The organism is Micromonospora sp. CA-240977 (genome assembly GCF_050942285.1).
GTDB lineage: Bacteria > Actinomycetota > Actinomycetes > Mycobacteriales > Micromonosporaceae > Micromonospora.
The window spans coordinates 1771018-1789281 of record NZ_CP192055.1; the positions used below are offsets into that span (position 1 = coordinate 1771018).

Here is an 18264-nt window from a genome sequence, read left to right on the forward strand (position 1 = left end):
GAGTAAGGCCCGATCCGGAGGCCGGTGGGACGAACGCAGCGAGGAGGCGGAATGACCGAGCTGTGGAACTGGAGAATCGACGGGGCTCGACCCGTGGAGGTCTACCCGGCGCTGGCCGAGGCGCTCGGTCGGGTGGTGATGCCGCTGGCGGTGGCCGACCCGGCCCGACTGCCGGCGTACGCGGTGGTGTGCGACGTCTGGGAGGCGCCGGGCGAGTTCGCGACGGTAGTGGACTGCTACGGGGTGCCCGAGGGGCTCCCCGAGCACGCCAGCATCGCCGCGCTCGCTCGACTGTTGGGCCGCAACTGCCTGCTGCGCGACGACACGCTCGACGCGGGCCGGCACCTGCTCGTCGCCCCGGACGGCACGGTCCGCCCGGTGCACTTCGACGTGCGGGACACCGAGGACGGCGAGGTGCTCAGCAGGCACCGGCTCTGCACGGCGGGCGACCCCGGCTGTCGGGGCTGGTCGCAGTGCCACCGTTCGCGCTGGGCGCCGGACACGATCGTTCCGGCGCTCGCCGCGGCCTGACCCGTGGCCGAGGGGCGGGCCCGACTCGCCGCGGCCTGACCCGCCGGGGGTGGGCCGGGCGCCGCGCCGGCGAGTCGGTCCGCGCCCGCGATCAGTTGGTGGTGGCGGCCTGCCGGTCCGTGGCGCCCGAGCCGGCGCCCCGCACCACCAGGTGGTCGAGCAGGTCGCGTGTCGCCGCGGTCACGGCGGCCACCGCGGCGTCGAACGCCGCGGCGTTGTGGGCGGCGGGCGCCCGGAAGCCAGAGATCTTCCGGACGTACTGCAACGCCGCCGCCTCGACGTCCGCGTCGGTCACCTGCGGGGTGAACGGCTCACGCAGCGTCTTGATGCTCCGGCACATGTGGGTTCCTCCTCTGCCGGCACGCGGATCACCACCCGCGGTGCTGACGGTTGTACCGACGGTGACACTGGGTCGATATTTGTCTATCCTGGTCACGGACCAGAGCCTTTCGCGCAATTATCGCCGCTCGCGCTCTCAGCGCCCGGGCCCTCGGAGACTCATTGTGGACCATGCCCCCACCCGCTCGACCCGTCCCGACCTCGACAACCTCACCCGCAGCCTGCACATTCCGCTGGAGCGGATCGCCGCCGAGCACGCCGATCTGGTCGAGGCGGTCCGCCGACGCGTCGTCGTGGACGAATCCGTGCCGTCCGGCAGCGTGCCCGTCGCCGCCTTCAACTCGTCCATCTGACTGATGGCCGGCCGGTGCGGTCCACCCGGAGCGGGCGGGTCCCGCCGGCCGATCAGCCAGTTCGTGCTGAAGGTGCACAGCCGGTGCGACCTCAGTTGCGACCACTGCTACGTCTACCAGCACGCCGACCAGACCTGGCGGGGCCGGCCGGTGCGGATGGCGGCGGCCACGGTCCGGGCCGCCGCGCGACGCATCGCCGAGCACGCCCGCGAGCACGAGCTGCCGGTCGTGCACGTGGTGCTGCACGGGGGCGAGCCCCTGCTGCTGGGTGCCGCCGGGCTGCGCGAGGTGCTGGCCGAGCTGCGGGCGGCGATCACGCCGTGGACCCGGCTCGACCTGCGGATGCAGACGAACGCGGTGCTGCTCGACGACGAGCTGTGCCGCCTCCTTGTCGACTACGACGTGCAGGTCGGTGTGTCGTTCGACGGCGACCGCGCCGCCAACGACCGGCACCGGGTCTTCGCCCACGGCGGCAGCAGCCACGACCACGTCCGGCGGGCCCTGGCCCTGCTCCGGCGCCCGGAGCACCAGACCAGCTACGCCGGCATCCTCTGCACCGTCGACGTCCGCAACGACCCCGACCGGGTGTACGAGGCACTGCTCGCCGAAAGCCCGCCCCGGGTGGACCTGCTGCTGCCGCACGCCACCTGGGACCATCCGCCGGAGCGCCCCGGCCCCGGGCCCACCCCGTACGCGGACTGGCTGGGGCGGCTGCACCGGCGGTGGGTCGACGAGGGAAGGCCGGTGTCGATCCGGCTGTTCGAGGCGTTGCGGCCCGGTGGCGGGGGCACCGAGGCGTTCGGCCTCGCGCCGGCCGACGTCCTGGTGATCGAGACGGACGGCAGCTGGGAGCAGGTCGACTCGCTGAAGACCGCCTATCACGGCGCGGCGGGCACCGGGTTCGACGTGTTCGGCCACTCGGTGCACGAGGCGGCCGGGCACCCCGGGGTCGCCGTCCGGCAGGAGGGTGTGGAGGGGCTCTGCGCGACCTGCCGCGCCTGTCGGGTGGTCGACCGGTGCGGCGGCGGCCTGTACGCCCACCGCTGGCGCACCGGCTCCGGCTTCGACAACCCGTCGGTGTACTGCGCCGACCTGCTCCGCCTCATCGACAGCGTCGACGCGTACCCGCGTCCGGCGAGCCGACCGCCGGCCGCCGCGCCGGTCGAGGAGCTGCTTGACGACCTGGCGACCGGCCACGGGTCGACGCCGACGCTGGCGCTGCTCGCCGCCACCCAGCTCTCCATCACCCGGGCGTTGCTGGTGGCCTGCCGGGACCGGGCCGGTTCCACCGCCGCCTGGGAGCTGCTCGTCGAGCTCGACAAGGCGGCGCCGGAGGCGGTCCGGGCGGTCCTGGAGCACCCCTTCGTCCGGCCCTGGCTGGTGCATCGCCTCGACCCGTCGGCCCGGTCGGGCGTCCGCCCCGCTGTCGATCCGCTGCCGTCGCTCGCCGTCGCGGCGGCTCTCCGGGCGGGCGTCCCCGCCACGACGCACGTTCCGGTCCGGGTCGACACGATCACGTTGCCCACGCTCGGCAGCCTGGTGCTGCCCGGCCTGGGGGAGAGCGCCGAGGTGACCGTCCGGCCGGGTGGATTCCGGGTCCGGGGCGGGAGCACCGAGCGCACGGTGCTCCTCGATCCGGTCGAGCTGTCTGCCGACTGGCGGCCGGCGCGTGCGGTGGCGGTGCCCGGTGGCTGGTTGCTGATCGAGGACGGCGACCCGTACCGGGACTGCTACGGCCAGTCGGTGGCGTCGCGCCTGGCCGACCCGGCCGCGCGGGCGTTGGGGCGTACCGTGGCCGAGGCCTGGCGGGTCGTGCACCGGGACGTGCCGGCGCACGCGGCGGCGCTCGACGGCGGCCTGCGCGTCGTCGTGCCGCTGACACCCGACCCGGCGAGACCACTGCGCAGCGCGACCGCGCGGCACGCGTTCGGCGCGGTAGCGGTCACCCCCGATGCGGACCCGGAGACGATGGCGGTGCTGCTCGTGCACGAGTGGCAGCACGCGAAGCTCGGCGCCGCGCTGGACCTGTGCGACCTCGTCGAACCCGGCCGGGGCACCCGGATCAGGGTGCCCTGGCGCCCCGACCCGCGACCGCCCGAGGGCGTCCTCCAGGGGGTGTACGCCCACCTGGCGGTCACCCAGGTGTGGCAGTCCCGGGCGGCCCGCGACGGGGGCGCGGCGTCGGCGCACGCCGACCGTTACCTGACCTGGACCCGGGATGGCGTCGACGCGCTGCTGGCCAGCCGGTCGCTCACCGCGGCGGGCGAGCGGTTCGTCGGCCAGCTGCGGCACGCCCTGGGGGAGACCCGTGTCGGGTCCCGATGAGCGGCATCTGCCCACACTGGGCCGTCCTCGACTCGCCGACGACCTGCGAGCGTTGGGCGTCCGTCCGGGGGCGTGCCTCGTGGTGCACTGCGGCCTGCGTCGGGTGGGCCGGCTGGAGGCCGGGCCGGCGACGCTCGCCGGCGCGCTGCGCGACGTCCTCGGCCCCGCCGGCACGCTGCTGGTGCCCACGCACACCGACGGCAACTCGACCACCTCCCGGGCCCACCTGGCGGCCGTCGCCGGCATGGACCGGGCGCAGCGCGACAGGTACGAGGCGGCGCTGCCGGGCTGGGACCGCCGCAGCACGCCCTCGCAGCGGATGGGCGCGCTCGCCGAGTACGTCCGATGTGCTCCCGGGGCCGTGCGCAGTGACCACCCCCAGACGTCGTTCGCCGCGCTCGGCCCTCGGGCCCGGCAGCTCACCGCCGACCACGATCTCACCTGTCACCTGGGCGAACGCTCACCGGTCGGTGGCCTGTACGCGGCCGACGGGCAGGTCCTGCTGCTCGGCCTCGGGTACGAGGCGTGCAGCGCCCTGCATCTGGCCGAGTACCGGCTGCCGGTGCCGCCGCCCGAGCGCGACTACCGCTGCTTCCGGCTTGTCGACGGGCGCCGGGTCCGCCTCGACTTCCGTGCCCTGGACCTGGACGACCGCGACTTCCCCACGGTGGGCGCCGCGCTCGACGAGGCTCCGTTCGTGCGGCACGGCCGGGTCGGTCTGGCCAACGCCCGGCTGCTGCCGGCGCGTGCCACAGTGGACTTCGCCGTCGACTGGTTCGCGGCAAACCGGCTGGCGGCGCGACGTTGACGCGGGGTCTACGCTGATGGTCCGGCCGCGTGGGGAGGGCGGAGGGGCAGCGGTGAGCACAGCGGACGCACCCTCCCGAACGCGCGCCCCGCTCTTCTTCCTCAGCTATTCCCGGGCGCCGGTCGGCCGGGCCACCGGCAAGCCCGCCGAGTACGTCTCCCGGTTCTTCGAGGACCTCTCGGTCCACGTCAGCGAGCTGGTCGGCCCGGTGACCGGAGTGGACGCCGGCTTCCTGGACAGCTCCATCGCGGGCGGCGAACGCTGGAGCCCGGAGCTTCTCGAGGCCGCCGGCACCTGCCAGGTCTTCGTGCCACTGGTGTCCAGCGCGCTGCTCGGCAGCGAGTGGTGTGGCCGTGAGTGGGACGCGTTCTCCCGCCGACGGATCGTCCCCCGGCACAGCTCCGCCTCGGCCCACGAGACGGCGATCGTGCCGGTCACCTGGTCGCCGACGAACGGCGCCGCGCTGCCCCGGGTGCTCCGCGACATCCAACGGTTCTCCCCGACCGCCATGCCGGATCCCGACATCGCGGTGCACTACCAGCGGGATGGGGTCTATGGCTTGCTGACCATGCAGTGGGAGAACGCGTACCGCGCGGTGGTCTGGCGGCTCGCGCAACGGATCGTGGCGATCCACCGTTCGTACCTGGTGGAGCCCTGGGTGCCGGCGAGTGTGGACGAGCTGTGCAACAGGTTCGCCGAGGAGCCGGGATGAGCCGGCCGACGGACCGCCGCCGACCGGCGGCACGAGGGACGTACTTCTTCCTCAGTTACGCCCACTCGGCGCCGGCCCCGGGCGCGCGGGCCGACGCCGACGTCTGGGTCGGCCAGTTCTTCACCGACCTCACCGACGAGGTGCGCCGTCAGGCGCGACCGGTGGCCGGGATGCGGATCGGCTTCTTCGACCAGCACATCCCGTTGGGCGCCGACTGGAAGGCGGCTCTCGCCGAGGCGCTCGGTGACGCCGAGGTCTTCGTCCCGCTCTACTCGCCTGGCTACTTCAGCCGCCCGTGGGCGTTGGGGGAGCAGGAGTCCTTCCGGGCCCGGCTGGCCGCCGCCGGGCCGGCCCGGCGCACCGCCGGCCACCTCAGCCCGGTGCTGTGGATCCCGTTCCCCCCGTGGGAGGCCCATCCGGAGCTGGACGGCGCACTGGACCTGGGTCGGGACATCCCGGAGTACGCCGAGGACGGCCTGCGCGCCCTCTGCATGCTGGCCTCCTACCGAACGCAGTACGAGCTGCTGCTGAGCCGCCTGGCCAGTCGGATCGTGCACGCCGCGGAGCGGCGACCGTTGGGTCCGTCCCGGGCTCCCGGCCTCGACGAGGTCACCCGCCCGGGACCGGCCGACCCGGACTTCGTCGTCGCCGTCCTGGCCCCGACCCGGGACCGCCTTCCGACCGACCGGGACCCGGCCGGCTACGCGGCCAGCGGCCAGCTCTGGCGGCCGTACGGGCGTCGCCAGGAGCTGCCCGCCGCCGAGTACGCGGTGAGCACCGCCGAGCGCCTCGGGCTGTCCGCCCGCACTGAGGACTTCGCGCAGGCCGCCGGTCTGCTCGAGCGCCGGCCGGCGGTGCTGCTCGTGGACCCGTGGATCGCGGCGGCGCCCGACGCGTCCGCCCTGCTCGGCCGCATGCTGCACGGCCTGCGGGAGTGGGTCGTTCCACTGGTGGTCACCGACGACGACGACAGCCAGGACGCGACCCGGTGGGCGACCGAGGTGACGCAACTGCTGCACGACGCCGGTCTGCCCCAGGTGAAGCGGGCGTGCAGCATGCCGGAGTTCGTCGACCTGATGCCGGCGCTGGTCACCGAGGCCCGCCGCCAGTTCCTCAAGTACGGCCCGGTGGTCCCCTTCGAACCACCGCCGGAGCCGGTGCCGAGCCTGCGCGACGGCCTGCCGCCCGCCGGCTCCACCGCCACCACCGACCCCGCGTCCACGCCTGATGATCCGGCCCCATTGCGTCCCCACGGAGAAAACCGATGAACAACGATCGCGAAGGCCAGGTCGTCACCTTCTACTCGTTCAAGGGTGGGACGGGCCGGACGATGGCGCTGGCCAACGTCGCCTGGATCCTCGCGGCCAGCGGCCGCCGGGTGCTTGTCGCCGACTGGGATCTCGAGTCCCCCGGCCTGCACCGCTTCTTCCATCCGTTCCTGGACGCCGAGGCGATCCAGGGCACCAGCGGCGTGATCGACATGATCCGCGACTACGAGTGGGAGACCACCCGGGTCGACGACCGGCCGGATCGCTGGATGGAGCAGTACGCCCGGGTCGGCCGGCACGCGTTCTCGTTGCGCTGGAACTTCCCGGACGGCGGCGGCCTCGACTTCCTCTCCGCCGGCCGGCAGAACAGCGACTACGCCGTCTCGGTGAGCGGGCTGGACTGGGACAACTTCTACAACCGGCTGGGCGGGGCGCAGTTCTTCGAGGCGCTGCGGGCGGACATGAAGCGCCAGTACGACTTCACCCTGATCGACAGCCGGACGGGGTTGAGCGACGTCGCCGACATCTGCACCCTGCACCTCCCGGACACGCTTGTCGACTGCTTCACCCTCAGCGACCAGGGCATCGACGGGGCGGCCCGGGTGGCGCACTCGGTGCGGGACCGCTACCGGCGGCGTGACATCCGGGTCCTGCCGGTGCCGATGCGGGTCGACCAGGCTGAGAAGGAGCGGGCCGAGGCGGGTCGCCTGCTGGCCATGCGCCGGTTCGCCGGGTTGCCGGCGGGCATGACCGAGGCGGAACGGCGGCGCTACTGGGCAGCGGTCGAGGTTCCGTACCGGCCGTTCTACGCGTACGAGGAGACCCTGGCGACCTTCGGCGACCCGCCCGGCTCGCCGACGTCGCTGCTTGCCGCGTTCGAGACCCTGACCGGGATCCTCACCGACGGCGCGGTGACAGCGCTGCCGGTGATGGACGAGTCGGTGCGGGAACGGGGCAAGGCCCGCTTCCGTCGGCGTACCGAGGCGATCGACGACCAGATCGTGCTCCGTTGCGCGCCGGAGGATGCCATCTGGGCCGAGTGGCTGGAGCGGGTGCTCAGTTCGGCAGGGCTGCGGGTGGTGGATCCGGCGACCGCCATCGGGTCCGCCGGTACGCCCGCGCCGCGCACGTTGACAGTGGTCTCGCCGGCCTACGTGGCGACGCCGTCGGGCGGTCTGCCCGACCGGGACACGAGCACCGGCTCCACGGCCCTCGCCGTGTACGTCGCCGACCTGCGCCCGCTCGCCGAGTTCCCCGCCCAGAGCTCCACCAACCTGGTGAACGTGAGCGCCGCGACCGCCGTGGAGCGGGTGTTGCGGCTGGTCGGCCGTCCGGTGCCGTCGTCGGCGGACGGTCCGGCCGCCGGGGCCACCCGCTATCCCGGCACCGAGCCGCTGATCTTCAACGCTCCCAACCGGAACGCCCGGTTCACCGGCCGGGAGGACGACCTGGCGCGGCTGCGCGCGCAGTTGCAGAGCGGCGGCAGCGCGGTGGTGCTGCCGGTCGCGCTGCAGGGCATGGGCGGCGTCGGTAAGACGCAGGTGGCCCTGGAGTACGTGCACCGGTTCCGGGCCGCGTACGACGTGGTCTGGTGGATCGTTGCCGACCCGCCGCAGTTCGTCGACACCGCCCTCGCCGACCTCGCCGGCCGGCTCGGCATCCTCGTCGGGCCCACCCTGCCCGACACGGTCCGCTCGGTGTTGCAGGTGCTGGGCCGTGGCGAGCCGTACGAGCGGTGGCTCGTCGTGCTCGACAACGCCGAGGAACTCGACCAGATCGAGCCCTTCCTGCCGCAGGGCCCCGGCCACGTGCTGCTGACCTCCCGCAACCGGGCCTGGGGTGACCGGGCGAACCCGATCCAGGTGGACGTCTTCGACCGCACCGAGAGCGTGGCGCACCTCGCCCAGCGGGTGCCCACGATCAGCGCCGAGGAGGCCGACCGGGTGGCCGAGGCGCTCGGCGACCTGCCGATCGCGGTGGCCGCGGCGGGTGCCTGGCTCGCCGACACCGGCACGTCGGTCGCCGACTACCTGCGGCAGATCGAGCGGCACGGCCCCAGCGCGCTGTCCGTGGAAGCCACCTGGGACCTGTCGCTGAACCGGCTGCTCGAGCAGGCGCCCGCCGCGTACCGGCTGTTGCAGCTCTGTTCGGTGCTGGCCCCGGAGATCGCCCTCGAACTCATCTACAGCGACGAGATGGCGGCGGCGCTCGTGCCGTTCGACCCGTCGGTGTCGGAGCGGCTCGTGCGCGGCGCGCTGGTCCAGCAGATCAACCGTCTGGCGTTGCTCAAGCTCGACGTGCAGGGCGGCCGGGTCCAGGTGCACCGGCTGTTGCAGGCGGTGGTCCGTGACCGGATGACCGAGGACGAGATCGTCGCCGCCCGACACCAGGTGCACCTGGTGCTGGCGGCGTCCCGACCGCGCGGCGACGTGGACGACCCGACCACCTGGGCGAGGCTGCGGATGCTCTGGCCGCACCTGGAGGTCTCCGAGGCGCTGACCTGCCCGGACGAGTCGGTGTGTCAGCTGCTGATCGACCGGGTCCGTTACCTGTGGCAGCGCGGCGGCCTGGACCAGGCCGACTCGTTCAGCCAGGAGGTGGACGACACCTGGAGCGCCCGGCTCGGTGACACGCACGACGAGGTCGAGGCGTCGGCGCTGGGCCGGCAGTTGCTGCACCTGCGCTTCAACCGGGCGAACATCCTGCGCAGCCTGGGCCGCTTCGACGAGGCCCGGGACCTGGACGAGGCGGTGCTCGCCGAGCAACGCCGGTTGCTGGGCCCGCTGCACCCGCACAGTCTGATGACCGCCGGCAGCCTCGGCGGTGACCTGCGGGCGCTCGGCCGCTACGCCGAGGCGCTGGAACGGGACCGGTCCACCTACGCCTCCTGGCTCCAGGTGTTCGGCGAGGACCACCCCCGGACGTTGAGCGCCGCGAACAACCTGGCCGTCTCGTACCGGCTGGTCGGCGACTACCGGTCGGCCCGCCGGTGGGACGACGAGGTGCACCAGCGGCGGCGGCTGGTGCTCGGCCCCACCCATCCCTACACGCTCGTCTCCGCGGTGCGGCTGGGCAGCGACCTGCGGGAGGCCGGTGAGTACGAGAGGTCGGCCACCCTGCTGCGCACTGTCTACGACACCTACTGCGAGGTGCTCGGGCCGGACGACGGCCAGAGTCTCGCCGCCCAGGTCAACCTGGCGGTGTCGCTGCGCAGCGCCGGTCGGGGGACCGAGGCCGCGCCGATGTTCGAGACGGCCTACCGCGAGCTCGACGAACGCTTCGGGGCGGACAATCCGGACACGGTGGCGTGTCGGTCCAGCCGTGCGGCGAACCTGTTGGCCGTCGGCGACGCGGCCCGGGCGCTGACCGAGATGACCGCGGTGAGTCAGGCGTACCAGGAGCAACTCCGGCTCGGCCCGGAGCACCCGCACACCCTGGCGACGCTGAGCAACCTCTCCGCCGCCGAGCGTGCGCTCGGACGCCGGTCGGAGGCGCTCGCGTCGGCGTCCCGGGCGGCCGGTGAGTTGCGCAAGGTCCTCGGCCCCGACCACCCGCACACCCTTGCCGCGGAGGTCAACCAGGCGGTGTGCCTCGCCGAGAACGACGACTGGGAGTCGGCACGGGACCGGCTGCGGGAGACCGCCGACCGGTTGGCCACGGTGATCGGAGCGGACCACCCGGACACGCTGCGCTGCCTCGGTGACCTCGCCCTGGTGTCGAGGCGGGCCGGCGACGGCGCCTCCGCAGAGGACGTCGGCGCGGTGGCGGACCGGTTGGCCGAGGTGATCGGCCCGGAGCACCCGACCGTCCAGACGCTGCGGGAACGGCGGTTCATCGTCCGGGTCATCGACCCGCACACGATCTGACCGGATCGGCGTGGCGGGTGGGTCGGGCGTCCGCCCCGGCCCACCCCGGCCGCGCCGATCCGATCGCTCAGAGCTGCGGGCTGGTCGCCAGGTCCGGGGTGGCCAGCCAGGTCAGGGTCTGCGGCAGGATCTCCACCGCCCCGAAGTGCGCGGCGCCGGGCTGCACCTGCACCTGGGCGCGCGAGATCCGCGAGGCGAGCCAGTGGGAGTGCTCCACCGGCGAGAAGCGGTCCTGCTCACCGTGCCAGAGCCGGACCTCCGCGCGGATGGCGCCGAGGTCGAACCCCCAGCCCCGTCGGATCGCCAACACGTCGTCGATCCAGCCCTCGGGGCCGTGCCGCAGCGCCTCGGCGTACATGTCGGTGAGGAGTCGGCGGATCGCCACGTCGTCGACGACCCGGATGTCCTCGTCGGGCAGTTGAGGGCGGAGGAAGTCCAGCAGGGTCATCGGGTCCCGTCGCGCCTCCTCGGCGCGGATCTTCAGGTTGAGGGTCAGCTCGGTCAGGTCCTCGTCGGCCTGCCCGTAGTCCGTCACGTTCGTCGCGGCCATGCCGGCGTACCAGTCCAGGTCGGGCGCGCCGGCCGGGGCGAGCCCCACCAGCACGGCGGCCCGGGTGACCCGGTCCGGCAGCAGTGCCGCGCAGGCCAGGGCGTGCGGCCCACCGCCGGACCTGCCGACCACCGCGAACCGTTCGATGCCGAGGTCGTCGGCGATGGCCGCCACGTCGGCGGCGGCGTCGGCCACCCGCCGACCCTCGTCCCGGTCGGAGTCGCCGTAACCGGGCCGGTCGTAGCAGACGAGGTGCACGCCGAGGCGGTAGACGACGATGCCGCGGGGCCGGGGGCCGCTGCGGCTGCCCGGGGTGCCGTGCAGCAGGAAGACGGCGGGCCCGTCGGGCGCACCGGAGGTCTCCACCGCGAGGCGTCGCCCGTCCGGAGTCGTGACGGTGCGCTGTGTCGCATCTTGTCGCGTCACGGTTGGCCTCCCGCGGGTCGTCATGTGCTCCCCCGTGAACGGAGCCGCGCATCGTCGGCGCCGAGTGCAAAGCCCCCGAAATCGCCCAGAACACATTCTTGTTGAGCAGCGTACTGCCCGTCGTGGATGCCCGCCATGGGCCGCCGGGTCAATGCCGGTGGGTCGGGGGCGTCAAACGGGCCGCTACCCTGGTAGCCCGAGGGGAAGGGGCACCAAGAGGGTGGCTAGGACCTACAACGTCGTGACGTACGGCTGCCAGATGAACGTCCACGACTCCGAGCGCATCTCCGGCCTGCTCGAACAGGCCGGCTACGTACGCGCGGTGCCCGCCGACGACACCCCGGACATCGTCGTCTTCAACACCTGCGCCGTCCGGGAGAACGCGGACAACCGGCTCTACGGCAACCTGGGTCGCCTGCGCCCGGTGAAGGACAAGCACCCCGGGATGCAGATCGCGGTCGGTGGCTGCCTGGCCCAGAAGGACCGGGGTGAGATCGTCCGCAAGGCGCCCTGGGTGGACGTGGTCTTCGGCACCCACAACATCGGCGCGCTGCCGGTGCTGCTGGAGCGGGCCCGGCACAACGCCGCCGCCGAGGTGGAGATCCTGGAGTCGCTCGACGTCTTCCCCTCCACGCTGCCCACCCGCCGTGAGTCCACCTACGCCGGTTGGGTGTCGATCTCGGTGGGCTGCAACAACACCTGCACGTTCTGCATCGTGCCCGCCCTGCGCGGCAAGGAGAAGGACCGCCGTCCCGGCGACATCCTCTCCGAGGTGCGCGCCCTTGTCGACGAGGGCGTGCTGGAGGTGACCCTGCTCGGGCAGAACGTCAACTCCTACGGTGTGGAGTTCGGCGACCGGTACGCCTTCGGCAAGCTGTTGCGGGCCTGCGGCGACATCGACGGGCTGGAGCGGGTCCGGTTCACCAGCCCGCACCCGAAGGACTTCACCGACGACGTGATCGCCGCGATGGCCGAGACGCCGAACGTCTGCCACTCGCTGCACATGCCGTTGCAGTCCGGCTCCGACAACGTGCTCCGGGCGATGCGCCGGTCCTACCGCTCCGATCGCTACCTGGGGATCATCGAGAAGGTCCGGGCGGCGATGCCGGACGCGGCGATCACCACCGACATCATCGTCGGCTTCCCCGGCGAGACCGAGGCCGACTTCCAGCGCACCCTGGACGTGGTCCGCGAGGCCCGGTTCTCCTCGGCCTTCACCTTCCAGTACTCGAAGCGGCCCGGCACCCCCGCCGCGACGATGGACGACCAGCTCCCCAAGCAGGTCGTGCAGGAGCGCTACGAGCGGCTTGTCGCCTGCGTCGAGGAGATCACCTGGGCGGAGAACAAGCGACTTGTCGGCGAGACCGTCGAGGTGCTGGTCGCAGTCGGCGAGGGCCGCAAGGACGAGCGGACCGGACGGATGTCCGGTCGGGCCCGCGACGGCCGGCTCGTGCACTTCGCGACCCAGGCGCCGGGTGGGGAGTCGATGGCCGACCAGATCCGGCCGGGCGACATCGTGCACACCACTATCACGTACGCCGCTCCGCACCACCTCAACGCCGACGGGGCGCCGGTGTCGCACCGGCGGACCCGGGCCGGCGACGCGGCCGAGGCGGGCCGTTCCCCGCGTACCCCCGGGGTGTTGCTCGGTCTGCCGACGATCGGCGCGCCGCCGGTCGCGCCCGCGCCCACCGCGGGCTGCGCCACCCACTGAGCCGCGGGACGGCCCCTTGTCGTCGGGCGACGACAAGGGGCCGCCGCGCTCAGACGGTGATCCGGCCGGCGCCGGCGCCCGCCGTCACGATGGACTTGACGTTGCTCGCGGTGTCCAGCTGGTACGAGTACGGGATGCTGGCCACGCTGCCGCCGGTCTGCCCGGCCGGCGAGTTGACGAAGTGGTTGTTGCGGGCGACCAGCCGGCCCGGCCCGGAGTCTGCCTCGCCCAGGTGGTACGTGTCGTTGACGTTCTCGAAGTAGTTGCCCTCGACGAGCACGCCGGCGTTCTCGGTGGAGGCCACGCCGTAGCCGCCGTTGGCCCGGTAGTAATTGTTGAACACGTGCACCGGGTTACCGAAGCGCACCCGGGGGTTGCGCTGCCTGCTCCCGTCGAACCAGTTGTGGTGGTAGCTCACCCGCAGGTGGCCGGTGTCCTGCGCGCCGTTGTCGTCGCTGTGGCCGAGCAGCATCGTCTTGTCGTGGTTGAAGACCCGGTTCCACGACACTGTGACGAAGTCCGATCCGCGCTTGATGTCGACAGCGCCGTCGTACCCGTTGCTGAAGGTGTTGTGGTCGATCCAGATGTTGGTGGCCGACTCCTGCACGTTGATCGCGTCGTCGTTCCAGTCCCGGAAGGTCAGGTTCCGGATGATGACGTTGCGGTCACCGCTGACGTTGAGCCCGCAGCCGGCGATGGTGGCGCCGGAGTTGCCGAGGATTGTCTTGTTGGACCGGACCCGCAGCATGCCCGAGCAGGAGATCGTGCCGGACACCCGGATCACCGCCGCGCCCGTCGCGTTCAACGCGCTGGTCAGCGCCGAGGCGTTGGTGACGGTGGTGGTCGGTGCGCCGCCGCCGCCGGTGGTGCCGCCGTTCTGGGTGGCCCAGCCGACGAGACCGGTAGGTGGCGGGACGCTTGGTGGCGGATCGCTGGGGATCGGCGGGGTGGTCGGGGTGCCCGGGTTCGTCGGGCTGGCGGGCGTGGTCGGCGTGGTGCTGCCGGTGCAGGCGACGTTGTTCAGGGTGAAGCTGGTCGGGTCGGGGTTGCTGGAGTTGTTCCAGCTCGCGTTGAAGCCGAACGAGGTGCTGCCGTTTGTCGCCAGGTTGCCGTTGTAGTCGACGTTGGCGGCGGAGACCTGCGCCCCGCTCTGCGAGAGGGTGGCGCCCCACGCCTGGCTGACCTGCTGGCCGGCCCCGTACGACCAGCGCAGCGTCCATCCGGAGACCGGGTCGCCGAGGTTGGTGACAGCGACGTTGCCGGTGAACCCGCCCGGCCACTGGCTGGCGACCGTGTAGGCGACCTGGCAGCCGGCGGCCGCCTGCGCGGACACGGAGGTCAGCAGCCCAGCGGTGACGAGGCTGGCGGTGGCGGCGGCGGTGGTGGCGAGCAGCGTCATTCGACGCCGTCCTGTGCGCATGCTGCTTCCTTTCGATGAGGCGGACGGACCGTCGCGACGCCCATGCCCGTGGGCGGCGAAATCGTGGCCGGGACCAGTGGTCCTCGGGCCCGCCAGTGCGATGACGTGAAGGAAAGCGGCTCCCGCGCTCGCGCCCGCCGGGGGGAGGCAAGCGCTTTCCCGATGAAAGCATAGAAGCATCTGGATGTAAATGGCTGGGACGGCCGATGCGGTGCGCACCGGCCGTCCCAGTGGTTCAGCAGTTGGCGCCGTTGAGCTTTACCGCACCCGGCGCGCTGGCGGTGCCGTTGGCGGTGAAGCCCACGGTGACCGACCCGCCCGCCGTCAGGGAGGGGGCGTGCCCCGGCGCGGCGGCGGTCACCGTCGTGCCGGACTGCGAGACGGTGGCGTTCCAGCCACTGCCCAACGTCACCCCGGACGGCCAGGTCCAGGTGACCGACCACGGGTTCACCGCTGCGGAACCGGTGTTCTTCACCGTCAACTCACCCTGGAAGCCGCCCTGCCAGGCGTTTACCTGCCGATAGGTGGCCGTGCAGGCGCCCGGCGGCGGGGTCGTCGGCCCCCCGGTCGGTCCCCCGGTCGGTCCGCCGGTCGGTCCGCCGGTGGGCCCGCCACCCGACGGTGCGATCAGGTACGGCTGGAGGATCGCCTGCTTGGTGGTGTTGACGTTCGTCCAGTCGTCGAGCGCGATGCCGCCGGTGTCACCCGAGTTGGGGTTCCACGACCAGTAGGTGAAGGACATCCCGGTCACCCCGGTGCCGGTGTACGCCATCAACTTCTCCAGCCACACCTTGTCCTTCGGGTCGGCCAGGGTGCTGCCGAACTCGCCCATCATGATCGGGGCGATGTTCTGCTTGTAGAGGTAACCGAAGTACTTGTCCCAGATGGCCGGCATGTTCGCCGGGTAGTCCGGGGCGTCGAACCAGGTCTGCCGGTACACCGACGTCGCGTACTCGTGCGGCGAGTAGACCAGCCGGTTGGCCACGTTCAGGCGTACCGGGAACTGGCCGGCCTTCGACAGGTTGCCGCCCCACCAACCGCAGTCCTCGTCGTTGCTCGGGTCGTTGTCCCAGACGTTGGAGAGGCCACCACTCGGGCAGCTCACCCCCTCCACGAAGATCAACCAGTTGGGCTGGACGCCGAGGATGGCGTTCCCCGCCCGCTCGGCGGCGAGCCGCCAGTCCCGGGTGGTGTCGCCGCAGCCCCAGCACGCGCCGGTGGCCGCCGGGTTGGTGCCCTCGGCGTGCGGCTCGTTGTGCAGGTCCGCGCCGATCACCGTGGGATTGCCCGCGTACCGCTGGGCGAGCATCTTCCAGTCGTTGATCCAGGTCGCCTCGGAGACCGTCGACGTGTACCACAGCGGCGACTGCCCGGCCGACGTCGGCCGGTGCCGGTCCAGGATGATCCGCATCCCCTTGCTGCCGGCGTAGTCGATCACCTTGTCCAGGATCTGCAACGGCGACAGCCCGATCAGGTCCGGGTTGACGAAGTCGTTGATCCCGGTGGCGGTCGCGCCCGCCTTCAGGGCGTCGTTCGAGTACGGCACCCGCAACGTGTTGTAACCCAGCCGGGCCATCGTGTCGAGCTGCCCCCGCCACGGGTTGCTCGACCACAACCCGTGGAAGGTCTTGTTGTCGGTCTCCATGCCGAACCAGTTGATGCCGGTCAACCGGACCGTGGCACCGGTGCTGTCCACGATCTGACTGCCGTTCGTGTGCAGATAGCCGGTGCCGGTGCCCGCGGCGGAGGCCGGGGTGGTGCTGACGGCGGCGGCGATGAACACGCCGGCCGCGACGGTGGCGAGCGCGGTCAGCGCACCGCCGAGAGCTTTGGGACGGAACATTCGTGCTCCACTTCAAAGGCCCGGCGTCGGCCATGGGCCGCGCGGGCGAGCTGCCGTCGGCACGTCACGGCCCCTTTGGGGTACGCGGACAGTGCGCGACGGTCCATGTCACGCGGACGGGGACACTCGCGAACGCTCACCGGTCGATCCTCGACAGCGGAGCCCCGCCGTCGTCGCCCTCGTCCCGGTGGCCCTACCTGGCTCCGTCGCCCATTCTCATCAGCCCGCCTCAATGCGTCAACTGCACGGCACACCGCTCGCCCGCGAGCACGCGCCGCCCGCTCGCCCGAGCGCGCCACCCTCACGCGCGCGCCTCGCCCTCACGCGCGCGCCTCGCCCTCACGCGCGCGCCTCGCCCTCACGCGCGCGCCTCGCCCTCACGCGCGCGCCTCGCCCTCACGCGCGCCTCGCCCTCACGCGCGCACGCCCCGCCCCCACGCGGGCACGCCTCGTCCCCGGGTGCCGGGCCTCCACCTCATGATCACGCTCGAACATGGATGTAGTGACATCCCGGCGTTCGGTGACCACTACATCCTGGATCGAGCATGACCTTGACGCCTGCGGGCGCCCCCGACCCCGCTCCCGCCACGGAGCAAGCGCTCCCCGTCAAGATCCGCGCAATATCAGGGATGTTGCTGTCTCCCGCGCGTCGGAGGCAGCAACATCCGGGAAGTTGCGTGGATCTCCACGCGGGGCGCGGGGGCGCGGGGTGCGCGCGGGGGCGCGGGGTGCACGTGGGGACGCGGGGCACTGGGCGCGGGGCGCCGATGTGAGCGCCGGACGCGCGAGAGCCCCCGGTCCCGTCGAGGGACCGGGGGCTCCCGGAAGACGTCAGCTCAGCCGGCCTGCTCGGCGAGCTGGAGGAACTGCCGCTTGGCGGCGAGCGCCTGCTCGGCGTCCTTGATCCGGCGTGCGTCCCCGGCGCTCTGCGCCCGGGCCAGCCGTTCCTCGGCCTCCGCCACCTGCGCCCGCATCTGGGCGAGCAGCGGGTTGTCCTCCTTGGTGGTCCGGCGCCACGCCGAGTCCATCACGTCGCGGACCTTGTCGTCGATGACGCGCAGCCGGCGCTCCAGCCCGGCGGCTGCCTCGCGGGGCACCCGGCCGGCCTCGTGCCACTGTGCCTGGATCTCCCGCAGCTTGGCCTGGGCGCCCTTCGGGTCGGCGTCGATGTCCAACGCCTCGGCCTCGGCGAGCAGGGCCTGCTTGCGTTCCAGGTTGCCGCGCTGCTCGTTGTCCCGTGCGGAGAAGACCTCACTGCGCCGGCTGAAGAAGGCGTCCTGCGCGCCCCGGAACCGTTCCCAGAGCTTCTGCTCGGCCTCCTTGGAAGCGCGCGGCGCGGCCTTCCACTGGGTCATCAGATCCTTGAGCTGGTTGGCGGTCGCTGCCCAGTCGGTGGATTCCTGGAGCTTCTCCGCCTCGGCGACCAGCTCCTCCTTGACCGTCTGCGCCTGCTTGCGCTGGGAGTCCAGGGAGGCGAAGTGGGCGCCCCGGCGTCGGGTGAAGCCGTCCCGGGCGGCGGCGAAGCGCTTCCACAGCTCTCCGTCGGCCTTCTTGTCGACCCCACGGATGGTCTTCCACTCGTCGAGGATCTCCTTGAGCCGGTCGCCGGCGGTCTTCCAACCGGTGGACTCGGCGGCGAGCTTCTCGGCCTCCTCGACAAGCGCGGTCTTGCGGGCCAGGGCTTCGCCGCGAGCGGCGTCCCGGGCAGCGCGCGCTTCGCCGGCCTTCTCCTCGGCGAGGGTGGCCAGCTTGTCCAGGCGAGCGGCCAGTGCGTCGATGTCGCCAACCACGTTGGCTTCGGGCAGCGTGGCACGGATCCGCCGGATCGTGCTCAGCGAGTGCCCGGCGTCGGCCGCACCCGACTTGAGACGCGCTTCGGTCAGGTCCACCTCGGTCACCAGATCGGCGAAGCGGCGCGCGAAGTGTGCCAGGCCCTCCTCCGGTGCTCCCGCCTGCCAGGATCCGACAACCCGCTCGCCCTCGGTGGTCTTGACGTACACGGTGCCGTCCGCATCCACCCGTCCGAAGGCAGTCCAGTCGCTCATGTGCCCATCCTCGATCTCCCGGCGTCGAGGGATCGATCCCCCGTCGCCGCCACGGCGCAGCCAA

The 18264-nt window shown here is 72.5% G+C and carries 13 protein-coding genes and 1 pseudogene; 8 read left to right on the forward strand and 6 right to left on the reverse strand.

All coding sequences use genetic code 11. From position 1 onward, the window contains the following. Positions 1-51 precede the first annotated feature (51 nt). Entirely contained in the window at positions 52-531 is a 480-nt protein-coding gene (locus tag ACQPWW_RS08275; protein ID WP_355031635.1) for a hypothetical protein, read from the forward strand. Between the two features lie 91 nt (positions 532-622). Here the strand turns inward: ACQPWW_RS08275 and ACQPWW_RS08280 are convergent, their stop codons facing one another. Beyond that, the gene (locus ACQPWW_RS08280; protein WP_433130725.1) at positions 623-871 is read right to left on the reverse strand and encodes a DUF2277 family protein; all 249 of its coding nucleotides are present in this window, start codon (positions 869-871) and stop codon (positions 623-625) included. A gap of 163 nt (positions 872-1034) precedes the next feature. Here ACQPWW_RS08280 and fxsA point away from each other — a divergent pair, with 163 nt between their 5' ends. From fxsA to fxsT, 6 genes are all read left to right on the forward strand, one after another. Then, the gene (fxsA, locus tag ACQPWW_RS08285) at positions 1035-1223 is read left to right on the forward strand and encodes an FxSxx-COOH cyclophane-containing RiPP peptide (protein WP_433130727.1); all 189 of its coding nucleotides are present in this window, start codon (positions 1035-1037) and stop codon (positions 1221-1223) included. 63 nt (positions 1224-1286) lie between these two features. Continuing rightward, a complete protein-coding gene (locus tag ACQPWW_RS08290) occupies positions 1287-3548 on the forward strand; it encodes an FxsB family cyclophane-forming radical SAM/SPASM peptide maturase (RefSeq protein WP_433130729.1) in 2262 nt (753 codons plus the stop codon). Further along, complete coding sequence (locus ACQPWW_RS08295; RefSeq protein ID WP_433130731.1) at positions 3532-4356, forward strand: aminoglycoside N(3)-acetyltransferase; 825 nt, start codon at positions 3532-3534, stop codon at positions 4354-4356. Before ACQPWW_RS08290 ends, ACQPWW_RS08295 begins: the two co-directional genes overlap by 17 nt. A gap of 52 nt (positions 4357-4408) precedes the next feature. Then, the gene (locus ACQPWW_RS08300) at positions 4409-5068 is read left to right on the forward strand and encodes a TIR-like protein FxsC (RefSeq protein WP_355031630.1); all 660 of its coding nucleotides are present in this window, start codon (positions 4409-4411) and stop codon (positions 5066-5068) included. Next, positions 5065-6336 (forward strand): TIR-like protein FxsC, encoded by a 1272-nt coding sequence (locus tag ACQPWW_RS08305; protein ID WP_433130733.1) that lies wholly within the window; start codon positions 5065-5067, stop codon positions 6334-6336. The genes ACQPWW_RS08300 and ACQPWW_RS08305 overlap by 4 nt, the downstream gene beginning before the upstream one ends. Next, positions 6333-10202: an FxSxx-COOH system tetratricopeptide repeat protein gene (gene fxsT, locus ACQPWW_RS08310; RefSeq protein WP_433130735.1), complete on the forward strand. Its 3870-nt coding sequence runs from the start codon at positions 6333-6335 to the stop codon at positions 10200-10202. Before ACQPWW_RS08305 ends, fxsT begins: the two co-directional genes overlap by 4 nt. A 67-nt stretch (positions 10203-10269) precedes the next feature. On the opposite strand, the gene ACQPWW_RS08315 is transcribed toward fxsT, so the two are convergent. After that, positions 10270-11178 carry an alpha/beta fold hydrolase gene (locus ACQPWW_RS08315; RefSeq protein WP_433130737.1) on the reverse strand — a complete coding sequence of 303 codons (909 nt, stop codon included), beginning with the start codon at positions 11176-11178 and terminating at the stop codon, positions 10270-10272. A 259-nt stretch (positions 11179-11437) separates the two neighbouring features. Here ACQPWW_RS08315 and miaB point away from each other — a divergent pair, with 259 nt between their 5' ends. After that, complete coding sequence (gene miaB, locus ACQPWW_RS08320; protein ID WP_433134212.1) at positions 11438-12892, forward strand: tRNA (N6-isopentenyl adenosine(37)-C2)-methylthiotransferase MiaB; 1455 nt, start codon at positions 11438-11440, stop codon at positions 12890-12892. Between the two features lie 49 nt (positions 12893-12941). On the opposite strand, the gene ACQPWW_RS08325 is transcribed toward miaB, so the two are convergent. The 4 genes and pseudogenes from ACQPWW_RS08325 to ACQPWW_RS08340 all read right to left on the reverse strand — a co-directional run bounded on the left by ACQPWW_RS08325 (position 12942) and on the right by ACQPWW_RS08340 (position 18200). Beyond that, positions 12942-13832: a pectate lyase family protein gene (locus ACQPWW_RS08325; protein ID WP_433134214.1), complete on the reverse strand. Its 891-nt coding sequence runs from the start codon at positions 13830-13832 to the stop codon at positions 12942-12944. A 126-nt stretch (positions 13833-13958) separates the two neighbouring features. Beyond that, positions 13959-14492, reverse strand: a pseudogene (locus tag ACQPWW_RS08330) (cellulose binding domain-containing protein); the annotation flags it as partial. Between the two features lie 55 nt (positions 14493-14547). Beyond that, the gene (locus ACQPWW_RS08335) at positions 14548-16155 is read right to left on the reverse strand and encodes a cellulase family glycosylhydrolase (RefSeq protein ID WP_433130739.1); all 1608 of its coding nucleotides are present in this window, start codon (positions 16153-16155) and stop codon (positions 14548-14550) included. Between the two features lie 836 nt (positions 16156-16991). Next, complete coding sequence (locus tag ACQPWW_RS08340) at positions 16992-18200, reverse strand: DUF349 domain-containing protein (protein WP_357413005.1); 1209 nt, start codon at positions 18198-18200, stop codon at positions 16992-16994. Positions 18201-18264: the final 64 nt, after the last annotated feature.